Origin of the sequence: Pseudomonas lalkuanensis, from assembly GCF_008807375.1 — a bacterium.
Taxonomy (GTDB): Bacteria; Pseudomonadota; Gammaproteobacteria; order Pseudomonadales; family Pseudomonadaceae; genus Metapseudomonas; species Metapseudomonas lalkuanensis.
In genome coordinates this window covers 4661423-4676922 of sequence record NZ_CP043311.1, presented here as the reverse complement: position 1 = coordinate 4676922, position 15500 = coordinate 4661423, and the positions used below count along the sequence as shown (strand labels likewise).

Sequence of the window (15500 nt, the reverse complement as noted above, 5' to 3'; positions counted from 1 at the left end):
GGCGACAATTCGACGTGAGGGGTTCACGTCGTAGGGAAGGTAGGCAAGATGGTACAGGTGAGAGCGCAACAGCCGGTCAATACGGACGGCAGCATCAACCTCGAGGCGTGGCTGGACCATGTCATCAGCCTCGACCCGGTGCTCGATCGCGCGGTACTCAAGGAGGCATGCGAGTTCGCCCGTGACGCCGAGCAACAGGCCATCGCTGCGAAGAACAGCTGGGCCGAGGGTAACTCCAGTTTCCAGACGGGCCTCGAGATCGCCGAGATCCTCGCGGACCTGAAGCTGGATCAGGAATCCCTGGTGGCGGCGGTGATCTACCGTGGCGTGCGCGAGGGCAAGATCCAGCTGCAAGCCGTGCAGCAGCGCTTCGGCGCGGTCGTGGCCCGGCTGATCGAAGGTGTGCTGCGCATGGCCGCCATCAGCGCCAGCCTCAATCCCCGCCATTCCATGGTCCTCGGCACCCAGGCGCAGGTGGAGAACCTGCGCAAGATGCTGGTGGCCATGGTCGATGACGTGCGCGTCGCCCTGATCAAGCTGGCCGAGCGTACCTGCGCCATCCGTGAGGTGAAGAACGCCGACGAGGAGAAGCGCCACCGCGTCGCCCGCGAGGTGTTCGACATCTATGCGCCGCTCGCTCACCGCCTCGGTATCGGCCATATCAAATGGGAGCTGGAGGACCTGTCCTTCCGCTACCTGGAACCGGACCAGTACAAGCAGATCGCCAAGCTGCTCCACGAGCGCCGCCTCGACCGCGAGCAGTACATCGCCGACGTGATGAAGCAGCTGCGCGAGGAGCTGGCCGCAACCGGCATCAAGGCCGACATCAGCGGCCGCGCCAAGCACATCTATTCCATCTGGCGGAAGATGCAGCGCAAGGGCCTGCAGTTCAGCCAGATCTACGACGTGCGTGCGGTACGGGTGCTGGTGCCCGAGTTGCGCGATTGCTATACCGCGCTGGGTATCGTGCACACCCTCTGGCGGCACATTCCCAAGGAATTCGACGACTACATCGCCAACCCCAAGGAGAACGGCTACCGCTCCCTGCACACCGCGGTGATCGGTCCGGACGGCAAGGTGCTGGAGGTGCAGATCCGCACTCACGCCATGCACGAGGAGGCCGAACTCGGTGTCTGCGCCCACTGGCGCTACAAGGGCACCGACGTCAAGTCGAGCTCCGACCACTACGAAGAAAAGATCGCCTGGCTGCGCCAGGTGCTCGAATGGCATGAGGAACTGGGCGATATCGGCGGCCTGGCCGAGCAGTTGCGGGTGGATATCGAGCCCGACCGGGTCTATGTCTTCACCCCGGATGGCCACGCCATCGACCTGCCCAAGGGCGCCACGCCGCTGGATTTTGCCTATCGCGTGCACACCGAGATCGGCCACAACTGCCGAGGCGCCAAGGTCAATGGCCGCATCGTGCCGCTGAACTACGGGCTGCAGACTGGCGAGCAGGTGGAGATCATCACCGGCAAGCAGGGCGCGCCCAGCCGCGACTGGCTCAACCCGAACCTGGGCTACATCACCACATCCCGTGCGCGGGCGAAGATCGTCCACTGGTTCAAGCTGCAGGCCCGCGACCAGAACGTCGCCGCCGGCAAGGCCATGCTCGAGCGCGAACTGTCGCGCCTGGCGTTGCCGCCGGTGGACTTCGAGAAGCTGGCCGAGAAGTGCAACCTGCGCACGGCCGAAGACATGCACGCGGCCCTGGGTGCCGGCGACCTGCGTCTGGCCCACGTGGTCAATTGCGCCCAGGCGCTGGTGGAGCCGGAGCGTGGCCACAGCGAGCAGCTGGAGCTGATCCCGCGCAAGGCCTCCCACCACAAGCCGGGCAAGCGCGGCGACGTGCAGATCCAGGGCGTGGGCAACCTGCTCACGCAGATGGCCGGTTGCTGCCAACCGCTGCCGGGGGACCCCATCGTGGGCTACATCACCCTCGGTCGTGGCGTCAGCATCCACCGCCAGGACTGCCCGTCGGCGCTGCAACTGGCAGGTCGCGAGCCGGAGCGGATGATCCAGGTCAGCTGGGGGCCGGTGCCGGTGCAGACCTATCCGGTGGACATCATCATCCGTGCCTACGACCGTTCCGGTCTGCTGCGTGACGTGTCCCAGGTGCTGCTCAACGAGCGCATCAACGTGCTGGCGGTGAACACCCGCTCGAACAAGGAAGACAACACCGCCGCCATGCTGCTGACCATCGAGATTCCAGGGCTGGATGCGCTGGGCCGGCTGCTGGCGCGTATCTCGCAGCTGCCGAATATCATCGAAGCCCGCCGCAATCGGGCTGCTTGATGCAGGTTGGTCCGAGCCTGCGGGGCCCAACGCCGATGTTGGGCTTCGCTCCGCTCTGCGCCAACCTGCGGATGATCCCTACAGGATTCCGTCATGTACCAACTCAATGACCTGCTGCACCTGATGGCCCGGTTGCGTGACTCGCAGTACGGTTGCCCCTGGGACCTGAAGCAGGACTACGCCAGCATCGTCCCGCACACGATCGAGGAAGCCTACGAGGTGGCCGACGCCATCGAGCGTGGCGACTTCGACCATCTGCCCGGCGAGCTCGGCGACCTGCTGTTCCAGGTGGTGTACTACAGCCAGCTGGCGAAGGAGGAGGGGCGCTTCGAGTTCGCCGGCGTGGTGGATGCCATTACCCGCAAGCTGGTCCGCCGCCATCCCCACGTCTTTCCCGACGGCGACCTCTACGGCGCTCCGGACATGGCCCGCCTGGAAGAAGCCGCGATCAAACAGCGCTGGGAGGAGATCAAGGCCGAGGAGCGTGCCGAAAAGGCTACCGCCCCCGAGCAGCTTTCCCTGCTGGACGATGTTCCCACCGCGCTGCCGGCCCTGAGCCGAGCAGCCAAGCTGCAGAAGCGCGCGGCCCAGGTGGGCTTCGACTGGCCCGAGGCGTTGCCGGTGATCGACAAGCTGCGCGAGGAGCTGGACGAGGTGCTGGAGGCCATGAGCGAGAACGACCCCCAGGCTATCGCCGACGAGGTGGGCGACCTGCTGTTCGTGGTGGTCAACCTGGCCCGCCACCTCAAGGTCGATCCGGAAACCGCGCTGCGCGGCGCCAATGCCAAGTTCGAGCGGCGTTTCCGCTTTATCGAACAGGCATTGCGCGAAGCAGGCCGTCCCATTGAAGATTGCACCCTGGAAGAACTGGATGCCCTCTGGGGCGAAGCCAAGAAACAGGAAAAACTCAGCCTTGGCTGTTAATTCGAGAGATTGAACCCCGTCATGAGCCTTTCCCTACGCGACCAGCTGCTGAAAGCCGGGCTGGTGAACGAAAAGCAGGTCAAGCAGGCCGGCAAGCAACAACAGAAGCAACAGCGCCTGGAGAAGAAGAACCAGGTCGAGAAGGATGACAGCCTGCGTCAGGCGGCCTTGCAGGCCCAGGCCGAGAAGGCCGCCCGCGACCAGGAACTGAACCGTCAGCAGCAGGAAAAGGCTGACCAGAAGGCCAGGGCAGCGCAGATCAAGCAACTGATCGAAGGCACTCGCCTGCCCAAGCTGACCACCGACGACTACTACAACTTCGTCGACGAGAAGAAGGTCAAGCGCCTGGCCGTCAACGCCATGATGCGCGACAAGCTGAGTCGCGGCTCCCTCGCCATCGTCCGTCACGGCGGCGGTTACGAAGTGATCCCGCGCGACGCTGCCCTGCGCATCCAGGAACGCGATCCCCGTCGCGTCGTGTTGCTCAACACCCAGGTGGAAGAGCCGGATGCGGACGATCCGTACGCGGCCTACAAGGTGCCGGACGACCTGATGTGGTGATGCGAAGAAACCGGGCCCTGGCCCGGTTTTCTTTTGGGTGTCCCTACGAGTCCTGTAGCAGCCTACGGCAGGACTCCGTCCTGCATGGCGAATGAATTCGCCCCCACAGTTTCAGTCCGTATCCTGGGTGAAATCCGGGGCACTCAGCAGATCTGATTTCCCAGCAGCACCCGCCCGAAACTCGCCCCTTCCGTCAGCGGCGTGATCGCCGTGATCTGATCCAGGCGCAGGCGCTCCTGGCCGCCCTCGTTCTGCACGATGAGGAACTCTTCCTTGTCCGGCGTCGTCAGGGTGGTCATGGCGCGGGCATCGAGGCGGGCGCCGCCGGCCAGTTCGATGTGCAACTGGTAGCGGTGCAGGCAGGCGATCTCGATGTAGTCGTAGAGGTCGCAGGAAAGCGGCAGGTATTCCTCGGACATGGCGGTTTCCTCTGCGGCGTGTTGGATGTTCAGCATAGGCGTCGTCGGCGCGCCCTGGCCTTCCTTCAAGTATCAGCCTGTTTCGCCTATCCGGGGCCCCACCTTGGTTCGGCAGCTTTCCTGTGGGCACAAAAAACCGGGCGCTGGGCCCGGTTCTTCGTGGGGGAGGTGTTACTCCGGCAGGCCTTGTACCGGCTTGCCGTTCACCGAGCCCTCCTTGAGCATGATCTGGTATTCCTTGCCGTCCTTCTCCACCTGGTGCAGGCGGACCAGCAGGAAGTCCCAGTCCTTGGCAAACCAGAGGACGGTCTTGCGGCTGCTCTGGGTCGGATCGCGTACACGCTCGACCTTGATCGCATCCACCAGGCCGGCCTTGGTACGCACGCGCTCCTCGCCCAGCACACGGAAGTCATAGGTCTCGACCTCGTCGCCGTCGATCACCTGGTAGCTCATGCTCTTCTTGCCGTCGGCGACGTCATGCTGGAGCACCAGCTGGTAGGTGGATTTGTCTTGCATGCCACGGTTCAGGGGCAGGCGCACCTGGTTGCCGCGGTCATTGCCGATGATCTGCTTCTGGGCCCAGTCGAAGTCGAACTCCACCTGCTTGCTCTTGCCCAGGCCGCTACGGCTGAAGCGGTAGGTCAGGGGCAGGAAGGCGTTGCTCTCGACGCGGAAGGTGCTCACTTCGCTCAGGCTGGCCACCAGCATGGAGGCTTCGAAGTCCAGTTCCCAGCGGCCATTGTCCAGCTGTTTGAGGCTGCGGCCGGCGGTACCGCTGACCGGCAGTTGCTTCCAGTCGGCGGTGTAGCTGGCCTCGAAGGGTTTCAGCTCGGCCGCGACAGCGGGCAGGGTGAAAAGGGCGAGGAGCAACAGCAAGGCACGACGCATTGGCGAATCTCCTAGTTACGCAGTTGTTGCCCCGAAGGGGGCAACGCTTGTCCATCCAGTTCGGCGCCGTACTGGCCCAGGCGCAGCCTGCCTTCGGCAAACCAGCGCATGGCCAGCGGATAAATGCGGTGTTCCTGTACATGAACCCGCTGTGCCAGGCTTTCCGGCGTGTCGTCCGACTCTACCGGGATCAAGGCCTGTACCACCAGAGGGCCGCCATCGAGTTCTTCGGTGACGAAGTGCACGCTGCAGCCATGCTCGGAATCGCCGGCTTCCAGCGCGCGCTGGTGGGTGTGCAGACCCTTGTACTTGGGCAACAGGGAGGGATGAATGTTCAGCAGGCGCCCCTGGTAGTGGCGCACGAAGCCGGGCGTGAGGATTCGCATGAATCCCGCCAGCACCACCAGTTGCGGCTTGTAGGCATCGATGACTTCGATCAGGGCGGCGTCGAAGGCCTCGCGATCCGCGTAGGCCTTGTGGTCCAGTACGCGGGTATCGATGCCTGCCTTCCTGGCCCGCTCCAGGCCGAAGGCATCCGCGCGGTTGGAAACCACCGCGCGGATGCGAGCCGGATGATCGTCGCCGGTGATGCTGTCGATCAGCGCCTGCAGGTTGCTGCCAGAGCCGGAGATCAGCACCACCACATCACAGCGTGCGACCATCAGTGGCTCTTCAGGTTGTTCAGCACGACGCGCTGGGCACCTTCGGCGGCCACGGCGATTTCACCGATGACCCAGGGCTGCTCGCCAGCGGCGCGCAGGACCTTGAGTGCGGCGTCGGCCTGCTCCGGTGCAACGCAGATGACCATGCCCACACCGCAGTTCAGCACGCGGTGCATCTCGGTCTCGTCGACGTTGCCTTGTTCCTGCAGCCAGTCGAAGACCGCAGGGCGCTGCCAGCTGGCGACGTCGATCACGGCCTGGGCGTTGTCCGGCAGGACGCGCGGGATGTTGTCCAGCAGGCCGCCACCAGTGATGTGGGCCATGGCCTTCACCGCGCCGGTTTCCTTGATCAGCTGCAGCAGCGGCTTGACGTAGATGCGGGTCGGGGCCATCAGCAGGTCGGCCAGGGGCTTGCCTTCGAGCTGTACGTTCTCGATATCGACGCCGCTGACTTCGATGATCTTGCGGATCAGCGAGTAGCCGTTGGAGTGCGGGCCGGAGGAGGGCAGGGCAATCAGGGTGTCGCCGGTGCGGACCTTGGAGCCATCGATGATCTCGGCCTTTTCCACAACGCCGACGCAGAAGCCGGCCAGGTCGTAGTCTTCGCCTTCATACATGCCGGGCATTTCGGCAGTCTCGCCGCCCACCAGGGAGCAGCCGGCCAGTTCGCAGCCGGCGCCGATGCCGGTGACCACGGTGGCGGCTACGTCAACATTGAGCTTGCCGGTGGCGTAGTAGTCGAGGAAGAACAGCGGCTCGGCGCCGCAGACCACCAGGTCGTTCACGCACATGGCGACCAGGTCCTGGCCGATGCTGTCGTGCTTGTTCAGGTTCAGCGCCAGGCGCAGCTTGGTGCCGACGCCGTCGGTGCCGGACACCAGGACCGGCTGCTTGTAGCCGGCCGGGATCTCGCAGAGGGCGCCGAAGCCACCCAGGCCGCCCATCACTTCCGGGCGCGCGGTGCGCTTGGCCACGCCTTTGATGCGTTCGACCAGGGCTTCACCAGCGTCGATGTCTACACCGGCGTCCTTGTAGCTCAGGGAGGGTTGCTTGCTCATAAATCCAGGCCTATAGGGGGAAATTCGAGGATCGACCGGCAAGTCTGGCTGCCGGTTTGCGAAGGCGCGCGATTTTATCAGGCTTGCCCGGTAGCGGCCATCGGCAGCGGTCGGCCCCGGCGAAAAGAACCAGAAAACGCGCGCGTTGCCCCGGCGCAGGCGGCTGATTAAGGTATAGCCCTTCGATTGCGGCCTATGCTGCACCTGTTTTCCTACAGAGATTCCACCATGCGCCTGCTCGCTCAAGCTGTATTGCTCTGCCTGACGTTGTTCGGCCTTTCGGTCCAGGCCGAAACGGTCAACAACCTCTATCAGGTTCGTGAACCTGTCACTTCGCAGCAGCCGGAGGAGCGCAGCCAGGCCCTGGTGCGCGCCCTGGAAACCCTGGTGCTGCGCCTGTCCGGGGACGCCAAGGCCGCCCAGAGCCCGGCTCTGGAAGCGGTGCGCAAGGACCCGCAGCAGCTCATCAGCCAGTACGGCTATGAAGGCCAGGTTCTGGTGGTGGACTTCGACCCCATCACCACCGAGCGCACCCTGCGCCAGGCCGGCATCCCGCTGTGGAGCCCCAATCGCCCGGCCATCCTGGCCTGGTGGCTGAACCATTCCGGTGAAGGCAGCAACAATCTGGTGGGCGACGGCCAGGAGGCCGCGACACCCCTGCGTCAGGCAGCACAGAATCGTGGCCTGCCGCTGCGCCTGCCGCTCGCCGACCTCAACGAGCAATTGCTGGCGACGCCCGAGCAACTGACGTCCGCCCAGCCCGGTGCGCTGACCCAGGCCTCCGAGCGCTACGGCGCAGATGCCCTGCTGGCGGTCGATGCCAGCGAGGCTGATGGCAAGTGGCAGGCGCAATGGCGCCTGTGGCTGGGAGACAGCCGCGAACAGGGCACCGCTGAAGGCGCTGACAACGCCGCGCTGGCTGATGCCGTGATGTCCGCGGTGAGCCAGCGTCTGGCAACGCGCTTCGTGGTGGCGCCCGGTGCCGGACAGAACCTGGAGCTGGAAGTGCAGGGTGCCAACCTGGCCCGCTACGCCGAGCTGTCGCGCCTGCTGGAACCCTTTGGCGCCCGCCTGCTCAAGGTCGAGGGCGATCGCTTGGAATATAAGGTCAACGCCAGCCCCGAACAGCTGCGCGCCCAGCTGGCCCTGGCCGGGCTCCAGGAGGCGCCGCCCGAGGCCCCCGCCGCCCCGGCTCCTGCCGCTGATCCCCAGGCCGCTCCGGCGCCCCAGGTGGTACCGCGCAACAACGTGCTGCGCTTCCGCTGGTAGCGGGCGTAAACTGGCGGCCTACCCGGATCGGGGATGCCATGCACCAGTTGCCCAACCTGTTGACTCTGCTGCGCCTGGCACTGGTTCTTCCCATTGCCGGGCTGCTGCTGTCCGATCGGCATGGCCAGGCGCTGGTGCTGTTCGCCGTCGCGGGAGGCTCCGATGCCCTGGACGGTTTCCTCGCCCGGCGTTTCGGCTGGACCAGCCGCTTCGGCTCCCTGTTCGACCCCCTGGCCGACAAGCTCCTGCTGGTGACCAGCTTCATCTGCCTGACCATTACCCAGGTGCTGCCCCTGTGGCTGACGCTGGTGGTATTCCTGCGGGACCTGGTGATCCTGCTGGGAGCCGGGCTGTTCCGCGTGATCGCCGGACCGGCGGACTTCTCACCGAGCCGGCTGGGCAAGTTGACCACGCTGCTGCAGATGCTGCTGGTCGTTTGCCTGCTGCTGGAGCTCAGCCTGGCGCCCGTCCTGGCGTCGCTGCGCTGGCCGCTGAGCTGGCTGGTATTGGTGGTGACGCTGTGCAGTGGGACCCAGTACGTCTGGGATTGGGGACGGAAATATCGCTACGCAAGGATGAGGGCCTGACATGACTGATTCGCGCCGCTGGCTCTGGCTGGGCGGCTTCCTGTTCCTGGGGTGGCTGATCTATCAGCTGCATCCCGTTCTCTCGCCCTTCCTGGTGGGCATGCTGCTGGCCTACCTTGGCGACCCCCTGGTGGACCGCCTGGAGCGGCTGGGCCTGTCACGTACCTGGGGCGTGGTGCTGGTATTCGGCCTGTTCGGCCTGATCCTCCTGGCTCTGCTGCTGGTATTGCTGCCCATGCTCGGCCGCCAGTTGTTCCGCCTCTACGAAGTGGCGCCGCAGATGCTCGACTGGTTGCAGCAGAGTGCGCTGCCTTGGGCCCAGGCCCAGCTTGGCCTGCCCGGCGACTTCTGGCGTGTCGACCGGCTCAAGGCGGTGATCACCGGCCATCTCGGCCAGACCACCGACATCGCCGGCACCCTGCTGGCGAGCGTCACGGCATCCGGCCTGGCGCTGCTGGGCTGGCTGGGCAACCTGCTGCTGATCCCCGTGGTGGGCTTCTACCTGCTGCGCGACTGGGACCTGATGGTGGCCAAGCTCCGCGGCCTGCTGCCGCGCAACCGCGAAACCTATGTGGTCGGGCTGGTGGGGGAATGCCACGAAGTGCTGGGCGCCTTCCTGCGTGGCCAGTTGCTGGTGATGCTGGCGCTGGGGCTGATCTATGCCGTCGGCCTGATGCTGGTGGGGCTGGACCTGGGCTTGCTGATCGGCCTGCTGGCGGGGTTAGCCAGTATCGTGCCGTACATGGGCTTCGTGGTTGGCTTCGGTGCTGCACTGGTTGCTGCGCTGTTTCAGTTCGGTGGCTTCGAACTCTATCCGCTGATCGGCGTCGTAGTCGTGTTCAGCGTGGGGCAACTGCTCGAAGGCATGTTGCTGACCCCGCTGCTGGTGGGCGATCGCATTGGACTTCACCCGGTGGCGGTGATCTTTGCGATACTTGCCGGCGGCCAGCTGTTTGGCTTCACCGGCGTGCTCCTGGCCCTGCCCGTGGCAGCGATCATCATGGTTTTGCTGCGCCATGCGCATGATTTCTATAAACTTTCCGACCTTTACGGACAGTCGAGTAGCGGTCCCGACGACCCTCCCAGTACGGCATGACACCGATCCAGCTTCCCCTGAGTGTGCGTCTGCGTGACGACGCCACCTTCGCCAACTTCTATCCCGGCGCCAATGCCGCGGCCCTCGGCTATGTCGAGCGCCTGTGCGAGCCCGACGCCGGCTGGACCGAGAGCCTGATCTACCTCTGGGGCGGCGAGGGGGCGGGACGCAGCCACCTGCTCCAGGCCGCTTGCCTGCGTTTCGAGCAGCGCGACGAGCAGGCCATCTACCTGCCCATGGACGAACTGGTGCACTACGGTCCGGAAGTCTTCGACAACCTGGAGCAGTGCGAGCTGGTGTGCCTGGACGACCTGCATGCCCTGGCCGGGCGTCCGGAGTGGGAAGAGGGGCTGTTCCACCTGTTCAACCGCCTGCGCGATGCCGGCCGCAAGCTGCTGCTGTCGGCCAGCAAGTCGCCTCGCGAACTGGGCGTGAAACTGCCGGACCTGAAATCGCGCCTGACCCTGGCGTTGGTGTTCCAGCTGCATGCGCTGTCCGACGAGGACAAGCTCCGTGCCCTGCAACTGCGCGCTTCGCGTCGTGGCCTGCACCTGACCGACGAAGTGGGGCGCTTCATCCTCACCCGTGGTCCGCGCAGCATGAACCTGCTGTTCGACCTGCTGGACATCCTCGATCAGGCCTCGCTCCAGGCCCAACGCAAGCTGACCATTCCGTTCCTCAAGGAAATTTTCGGCTGGTAGGCCGCAATTCCAGTCCGTTGCCCAATGAAAAAGCCCGGATCGAAGTCCGGGCTCTTTCATTGCGGTGCGGGAATCACTCCCCGGCGAGTTTGCGGTTGTACTGGAAGCGCCAGCGCGTGTAGAGCAGCGCCGCGCAGAACAGCAGCAGGCTGAGGCCGGCTTCCAGCCAGCCGAACAGGCTACGCGCGGGGTCGATGGCGGCGAGGACGCCCTGGATGAAGTAGAGGTTCACCACGAAGCAGGCCCAGGCATGGGCGCGGGCGTTGCCGAGGATCATGCCGGGGGCGAGCAGCGCCAGGGGGACCAGCAGGATGGCCAGCACCACCCAGGTCCGCGCGCCGTGGAGGTCGGCGAAGAACAGGGTATTCACCGTCAGCAGTACGGCCAGGGCGATGAAGCTCGCCAGGCTGACTACCCGGCTGGCCGACATGCGCGGCGCCAGCCAGTCCAGTTCCGGCAGTTTCTTGGGTTTTTTAGCCACGCGGAGCCTCCAGGCGTTGGGCGGTTTGCGCCAGGCGTTGGCCCAGGGCGCGGCACAGGGCGATCTCGTGTTCGTCCAGGGGACGCTTGCCATCGGCTCCGGCATGGTGGCTGGCGCCATAGGGCGTGCCGCCGCCGCGGGTTTCCAGCAGTGCCGGTTCGCTATAGGGCAGGCCGGTGACCAGCATGCCGTGGTGCATCAATGGCAGCAGCATCGACAGCAAGGTAGTTTCCTGGCCGCCATGCAGGCTGGCGGTGGAGGTGAATACCGCGGCTGGCTTGCCCACCAGCTCGCCGGTGAGCCAGAGGCTGCTGGTGCCGTCGAGGAAGTACTTCAGGGGCGCGGCCATGTTGCCGAAGCGGGTGGGGCTGCCCATGACCAGGCCGGCGCAATGGCGCAGGTCGTCCAGGGTGGCGTAGAGGGCACCATCGGCGGGGATGTCCGGGGCGACCGCTTCGCATTCGGTCGACACCGCCGGCACGGTCCGCAGGCGCGCCTCCAGGCCGGTCAGCTCGATGCCACGGGCGATCTGCCGGGCCATCTCAGCGGTGGCGCCGTGGCGGCTGTAGTAGAGAACCAGGATGTAGGGCGCGCTCAAGGCAGGATCTCCAGCACCTTCTCCGGCGGACGACCCACGACGGCCTTGTCGCCGGCGATCAGGATGGGACGTTCGATCAGCTTGGGGTGGGCGGTCATGGCGGCGATCAGCTGTTCTTCCGAGAGGCTGGTGTCGTCCAGGCCAAGGGCCTTGTACTCGTCTTCACCGGTGCGCAGCAGCTGGCGAGCGGTCAGCCCCAGCTTGGCCAGCAGGTCCCGCAATTGGTCGGCGCCGGGAGGGGTTTCCAGGTAGCGCACGATGGTCGGGGCCAGGCCGCGGGCTTCCAGCAGTTCCAGGGCACCACGGGACTTGGAGCAGCGCGGGTTGTGGTAGAGGGTCAGTTCAGTCATGTCGGGGGTCGCATGGGCTTGGTCGAGGCGGCTATTCTAACCGCGTCGTGGTGCCCGCCTGAACCGTGCACCGCGCTTGCGGTCTGCCGAGCCGGGCCGGGTCGATCAGAATCAAGGAGATGGAATGCGCCAACGCCTCACCGACATCGTCGAATTCTGGCGCTTCCTGCTGCAGCGGTTCATTGCCGATCGCGGCACCAACAGCGCTGCGGCCCTGACCTATACCAGCCTGTTCGCCGTGGTGCCGATGATGACGGTGACCTTCACCATGCTCTCGGCCATACCCGCTTTCCAGGGCACGGGCGAGCAGATCCAGAGCTTCATCTTCCACAACTTCGTCCCGTCCACCGGGGAAACCCTGCAGGAGTACCTGCGTGGCTTCACAGTGCAGGCGCGGCACCTGACCTGGGTCGGTGTCGGTCTTCTGGTGGTGACCGCCTTCATGATGCTGGTGACCATCGAAAAGGCCTTCAACACCATCTGGCGGGTGCGTCAGCCGCGCCGGGGCGTGTCGAGCTTCCTGCTCTACTGGGCGATCCTCAGTCTTGGTCCATTGCTCTTGGGCGCCGGCTTCGCCGTCAGCACCTACATCACCTCGCTGTCGCTGATTTCCGGCCCGGATGCGCTGATCGGCGCCAAGACCCTGCTCAGCGTCACGCCGCTGCTGTCCAGCATCGCAGCCTTCACCCTGATCTATGCGGCAGTGCCCAATGCCCGGGTGCCGGTGCGCCATGCCTTGGCGGGGGGCGTCTTCACCGCGTTGCTGTTCGAGGCGGCCAAGGCGCTGTTCGGCCTCTATGTCAGCTTCTTCCCCGGCTACCAGCTGATCTATGGCGCCTTCGCGACGGTGCCGCTGTTCCTGCTGTGGATCTACCTGTCCTGGGTGATCGTTCTGTTCGGCGCCGAACTGGTGTGCAACCTTTCCACGCCCTGGCACTGGCGTCGCCGCGCGCTTCCCCGCCTGCTGGTGCTGCTGGGCATCCTGCGGGTGTTCCACGACCGCCAGATGCGCGGCATGCCGGTGCGCCACCTGGACGTGCAGCGTGCCGGCTGGCACCTGCCGGAGGATGAATGGCTGGAGATGCTGGAGCTGTTGGAAAGCCAGCACCTGGTGTGCCGGGCCAGCGGAGGTTCCTGGGTGCTCTGCCGCGATCTGAGCGGCTACAGTTTCCATCAGTTGCTCGTCCATGTGCCCTGGCCCCTGCCAAGGCTGGGGCAGTTGCCCGAGCATCTGGATGAAGCGTGGTATCCGCCCCTGCGCAAGGCGCTGGAGTTGCTCCAGGAAGAGCAGCAGGCCTTGTTCGGTGGCAGCCTGGCGCAATGGCTCAAGCCGGGGAACGACTGACGAAAATTGTCAGTCGGCCGGTGAGTGAACCAGGCGAACCCCGCTATGGTCCATGCAACAGCAGGCCGCAGTGATTGGCATGTTTATGGCACTGACAAGGAAGGGGCCATCAAAACGATGGCCAGGGGATGGAAGCGATGGGTACCGCGAAAGACAAGCTGATTCACTTGCACGTGCGCGCACCGCAGCGGGCGCTGGAGGGATTGAACCGGGTGACCGGGCTGAAATTTCGTCACTGGCCGGAATCCCTTGCCCCGTTGGCCGTGCAAGAAGAGCAGGGCGAAACCGAGCGACAGCCCCACGAGGGCAATCGCGCTCTACCGGGCTGAAACCGGTTTCAGGCGCGGACTTGGCGGTTGGCCGGCTCGGCCAGTTCCACCGCCTGCACGAAGAGTTCTTCCACCAGCAGCCCCTTGATCGGAACGGCGGAGCGCAGGCGCACCTGCATCTGTTCGATCTTGTGCTTGAACGGCAGGCGGGCGACGCCCGAGAGCAGGATCTTGCCCTTTGGGTTGAGCTTGCCGTGATCCACTGCAACCTCTCGGCGCTGGCTGCCATCCATGTAGGCCACCATCAGTGACACCGGCAGGTCCGTCATGCCGGGCAGGTGCAGCCAGGCCGCCACATTGAAATCCGCCACCCGGCCTTCGAAGGCGGTGAGGGTGGAGCGGGCGACTTCGACGGCGCGGGCAGGAACCGGGCCGATCAGGCTGTCGTGCTGTTGCATGGGACATCCAGGCTGGAAAAGGTACGTGCGTACCGGTAATGCGGAATTATAAGCAGCCAATCCCATGCGAACTGTGCGCCTTGGCCGCCGGCTGGCGTGACCCGCCTCGCAGTTTGGCTACTCAGGCAAGCTGCAGGGGATAGCGCGCCACCAGCGAGGTGAAGAGATTGGGGGCCGGTAGCGGGACGATGGCCTGGTTGTGGACGCTGGCCAGCTGCAGCCAGAGGTTCTCACCTTCGACGAACTGCTTGCCCGGCAGCCAGAGGCCATGATGCCAGCCATTGCCGGGCTCGGGCGTGCTTTGCAGGACGCCGGGGTGTGTCTGGGCGCTGGGCGCACGGCGCAGCCAGACCGGGCGGGGCAGGCCCTTGAGGTAGCGCACGCCGAGGTGCAGGCCCTCGGTGTTCTGGTAACGCCAGCGCACCAGCGCGAGGACCGGTGTGCTCTGGGTCTGTACCAGCACCAGTTGGCCTACCGGCAATTGGCTCGTCAGGTCGCTATTGCAGAGCAGGCGGGCACCGCCGGGGCTGGCATCGAGCATCTGTGCGCCAGAGCGACCGGGGTGTTTTGCCAGCAGGTCGGCATGGATGGAACTCAGGCCCACCACCAGCTGGCAGTTTCCGGCCTGTTCGGTACGGGGATGGCGGCGTTGCTGTCGTCCCAGCCAGTGCTGGCGGACCCTTTCCAGGAGTTCGTGCTCGCTCTCGCTGCGCAGTGGCGAGGGCTCGTGCAGGGCGATCAGCAGGGCGCCCAATTCAAAGCGACGCAGGTAGGAATTGGCGCCATCGGGCTGCTGGTCCAGCGGCAGACAGGGCTGGGACTCGGTCAGGTCGACGGTCGGGCTGCCGTTCTCGTCGTCCTCGTCCCACGGCAGCAGTCGCGCCAGGCCGGCGACCGGTGCCAGGGCGCCGAACAGAAGCGGGCATTCGCCTTCGCTCAGGTGAAAGGGATTGCTCAGGGCAAGCAGCAGCATCTGCTGGTAGAGCCCGCGAAGGGTGTTGGCCGGTGTGGGGCGGAAGGCGGCGGCTACCGGTTCGTCCAGGCAATGCTGGTGCTCGCCGATCCAGTACAACAGATGGCTGTCGCGCCAGAGCCCGGGGTTCGGCTCCTGATAGAGCTGGTAGTGGCGTAATTGGGTCTGGGCGAGGAAGTGCTGCGCCATGTATAGGCACCAGGCCAGGTGCGGACGCGATGGCTGGTGGCCCTGGAGAATCTGCAGCAACAGGCGTTTGAAGCCGCAGGCCAGCTCGTTGCAGAGCTTGACGAAGGTACCGGATGGCATATCCCGGTCCTGGGCGGCCAGGGTGTAGTGGCGGAACTCCTCGCTGAAACTTTGCAGCACGCGCTGCCTTTCGAGTAAGGTCAGAGCGCTGCGATTGAGCCTGAACAAATGAGCCAGGACCTGCTGCAGGGCACTATCCTGAGGGAGTTGGCGGGCCTGTGCGAGGAGCGTCGGCACGCTTGCCAGTGGAGTGCTGTTCTCTTCAAGAATGTCCGGCACTTCCAGGCGCAAGGCATCCAGCGTCATATCAACCCCGC

General features: G+C 65.2%; 18 protein-coding genes. 9 read left to right on the top strand and 9 right to left on the bottom strand.

Annotation, left to right across the window (positions count from 1 at the left end; all coding sequences use genetic code 11):
* The first annotated feature begins 48 nt into the window (after positions 1-48).
* From relA to FXN65_RS21595, 3 genes are all read left to right on the top strand, one after another.
* Positions 49-2295, top strand: a complete 2247-nt coding sequence (relA, locus tag FXN65_RS21605; protein WP_151136252.1) for a GTP diphosphokinase — start codon at positions 49-51, stop codon at positions 2293-2295.
* Positions 2296-2388: 93 nt separating this feature from the next.
* Positions 2389-3219, top strand: a complete 831-nt coding sequence (gene mazG / locus FXN65_RS21600) for a nucleoside triphosphate pyrophosphohydrolase (protein ID WP_151136250.1) — start codon at positions 2389-2391, stop codon at positions 3217-3219.
* Positions 3220-3240: 21 nt separating this feature from the next.
* Positions 3241-3780, top strand: a complete 540-nt coding sequence (locus tag FXN65_RS21595; protein WP_151136248.1) for a DUF2058 domain-containing protein — start codon at positions 3241-3243, stop codon at positions 3778-3780.
* Between the two features lie 143 nt (positions 3781-3923).
* Here the strand turns inward: FXN65_RS21595 and FXN65_RS21590 are convergent, their stop codons facing one another.
* From FXN65_RS21590 to purM, 4 genes are all read right to left on the bottom strand, one after another.
* Positions 3924-4199, bottom strand: a complete 276-nt coding sequence (locus FXN65_RS21590) for a Rho-binding antiterminator (protein ID WP_151138908.1) — start codon at positions 4197-4199, stop codon at positions 3924-3926.
* Positions 4200-4370: 171 nt separating this feature from the next.
* Complete coding sequence (locus FXN65_RS21585; RefSeq protein WP_151136246.1) at positions 4371-5087, bottom strand: DUF3108 domain-containing protein; 717 nt, start codon at positions 5085-5087, stop codon at positions 4371-4373.
* A gap of 11 nt (positions 5088-5098) precedes the next feature.
* Positions 5099-5749 (bottom strand): phosphoribosylglycinamide formyltransferase, encoded by a 651-nt coding sequence (gene purN, locus FXN65_RS21580; protein ID WP_151136244.1) that lies wholly within the window; start codon positions 5747-5749, stop codon positions 5099-5101.
* On the bottom strand, positions 5749-6807 hold the full coding sequence (gene purM, locus FXN65_RS21575; RefSeq protein WP_151136242.1) for a phosphoribosylformylglycinamidine cyclo-ligase: 1059 nt from the start codon (positions 6805-6807) through the stop codon (positions 5749-5751). The genes purN and purM overlap by 1 nt, the downstream gene beginning before the upstream one ends.
* 228 nt (positions 6808-7035) lie before the next feature.
* On the opposite strand from purM, the gene FXN65_RS21570 reads away from it, so the two are divergent.
* The 4 genes from FXN65_RS21570 to hda are packed head-to-tail and all read left to right on the top strand — an operon-like array spanning position 7036 to position 10460.
* Positions 7036-8076, top strand: a complete 1041-nt coding sequence (locus FXN65_RS21570) for a DUF2066 domain-containing protein (protein WP_151136241.1) — start codon at positions 7036-7038, stop codon at positions 8074-8076.
* 38 nt (positions 8077-8114) lie between these two features.
* Complete coding sequence (locus tag FXN65_RS21565) at positions 8115-8663, top strand: CDP-alcohol phosphatidyltransferase family protein (protein ID WP_151136239.1); 549 nt, start codon at positions 8115-8117, stop codon at positions 8661-8663.
* A 1-nt stretch (position 8664) separates the two neighbouring features.
* Positions 8665-9759: an AI-2E family transporter gene (locus tag FXN65_RS21560; RefSeq protein ID WP_151136237.1), complete on the top strand. Its 1095-nt coding sequence runs from the start codon at positions 8665-8667 to the stop codon at positions 9757-9759.
* Complete coding sequence (gene hda, locus FXN65_RS21555; protein ID WP_044873840.1) at positions 9756-10460, top strand: DnaA regulatory inactivator Hda; 705 nt, start codon at positions 9756-9758, stop codon at positions 10458-10460. The genes FXN65_RS21560 and hda overlap by 4 nt, the downstream gene beginning before the upstream one ends.
* A 73-nt stretch (positions 10461-10533) precedes the next feature.
* On the opposite strand, the gene FXN65_RS21550 is transcribed toward hda, so the two are convergent.
* The 3 genes from FXN65_RS21550 to arsC are packed head-to-tail and all read right to left on the bottom strand — an operon-like array spanning position 10534 to position 11889.
* Positions 10534-10941 carry a DUF2069 domain-containing protein gene (locus FXN65_RS21550; RefSeq protein WP_151136235.1) on the bottom strand — a complete coding sequence of 136 codons (408 nt, stop codon included), beginning with the start codon at positions 10939-10941 and terminating at the stop codon, positions 10534-10536.
* Positions 10934-11539 (bottom strand): NAD(P)H:quinone oxidoreductase, encoded by a 606-nt coding sequence (wrbA, locus tag FXN65_RS21545; protein ID WP_151136233.1) that lies wholly within the window; start codon positions 11537-11539, stop codon positions 10934-10936. The genes FXN65_RS21550 and wrbA overlap by 8 nt, the downstream gene beginning before the upstream one ends.
* Entirely contained in the window at positions 11536-11889 is a 354-nt protein-coding gene (gene arsC, locus FXN65_RS21540) for an arsenate reductase (glutaredoxin) (RefSeq protein ID WP_151136231.1), read from the bottom strand. The genes wrbA and arsC overlap by 4 nt, the downstream gene beginning before the upstream one ends.
* 124 nt (positions 11890-12013) lie before the next feature.
* On the opposite strand from arsC, the gene FXN65_RS21535 reads away from it, so the two are divergent.
* Positions 12014-13234, top strand: coding sequence for a virulence factor BrkB family protein (locus tag FXN65_RS21535; RefSeq protein WP_151136229.1), 1221 nt, complete (start codon positions 12014-12016; stop codon positions 13232-13234).
* 128 nt (positions 13235-13362) lie between these two features.
* Positions 13363-13563 carry a hypothetical protein gene (locus FXN65_RS21530; protein WP_342212754.1) on the top strand — a complete coding sequence of 67 codons (201 nt, stop codon included), beginning with the start codon at positions 13363-13365 and terminating at the stop codon, positions 13561-13563.
* Positions 13564-13571: 8 nt separating this feature from the next.
* Here FXN65_RS21530 and FXN65_RS21525 read toward each other — a convergent pair whose 3' ends face one another.
* Together FXN65_RS21525 and FXN65_RS21520 are read right to left on the bottom strand one after the other, a co-directional pair.
* Positions 13572-13961 (bottom strand): hypothetical protein, encoded by a 390-nt coding sequence (locus tag FXN65_RS21525; RefSeq protein ID WP_151136227.1) that lies wholly within the window; start codon positions 13959-13961, stop codon positions 13572-13574.
* Positions 13962-14082: 121 nt separating this feature from the next.
* Positions 14083-15489: a PilZ domain-containing protein gene (locus FXN65_RS21520; protein WP_151136225.1), complete on the bottom strand. Its 1407-nt coding sequence runs from the start codon at positions 15487-15489 to the stop codon at positions 14083-14085.
* Positions 15490-15500: the final 11 nt, after the last annotated feature.